The organism is Enterobacter cloacae complex sp. XAL002, assembly GCF_049236805.1.
In the GTDB taxonomy this organism is placed as follows: Bacteria; Pseudomonadota; Gammaproteobacteria; order Enterobacterales; family Enterobacteriaceae; genus Enterobacter; species Enterobacter intestinihominis.
The window spans coordinates 1-856 of the sequence record NZ_JBMKJN010000075.1; the positions used below are offsets into that span (position 1 = coordinate 1).

Annotated in this window: 1 pseudogene; it reads right to left on the reverse strand. The window is 50.5% G+C overall.

Annotated features, from left to right (window positions below):
• Positions 1-856: pseudogene (pcoS, locus tag ACOT0L_RS24000) on the reverse strand (copper resistance membrane spanning protein PcoS); the annotation flags it as partial.

Genomic DNA, 856 nt, shown 5'->3' on the forward strand with positions numbered 1-856 from the left:
AACAGGCGCACACTGAACACAATTTCCCGCCCCTGCTGTTCTGCTGACAGCTCGCCGCCATGAGCATGAATGATCGACCTTGTAATTGATAATCCCAGCCCCGCGCCTTCCGTGTTGTGGACCCTTGATGAATCAGCTCGATAGAACCGATCAAACAAACGTTCCAGATTAGCGGGAACCTGGCCGGACATCGTATTCGTAATCATCACGTTCACACAGTCACTGTCACGCTCAAGGTGTATCGCTGTACAGGTGTTATCGGGAGAATACTTGATTGCATTGGAAAGCAGGTTACTGAAAGCACGTCGCAGCATATCGCTGTCTCCGGCAACAACGCCCTCTCCTTCAACGGTGATTGTCTTTCCTGTTTCGTCTGCCAGAGGCTCGAACAGCTCACGTAATTCATTCAGTTCGGCGGCCAGATCCACATCATGTTTATCCAGCTGCAGCAGACCATGCTCTGAACGTGCCAGAAAAAGCATATCACTGGTCATTCGTGACAACCTTTTCAGTTCTTCCAGGTAAGCGAATAAGATTTCGCGGTAATGCGAAACATCCCTTTCCTTAGCCAGTGCAAACTGCGTCTGCATCATCAGATTACTGACCGCTGTGCGCAGCTCATGCGCGATGTCAGACGAGAAATCTGACAGTTTCCGGAATGACCCCTCCAGGCGATCGAACATGTTATTGAACTCCTGCATGGTCTCAGAAATTTCCGGCGGAGCCAAATCGGGATTAAGACGCTGATCCAGGCTGTGTACGGTCATGGAGGAAGCCAGACTGGTCATTTCCCGTAGCGGTTTCAGACCAATACGTGTGGTCAGCCAGCCCAGAAAAACAGAAATAAAGACCAGAC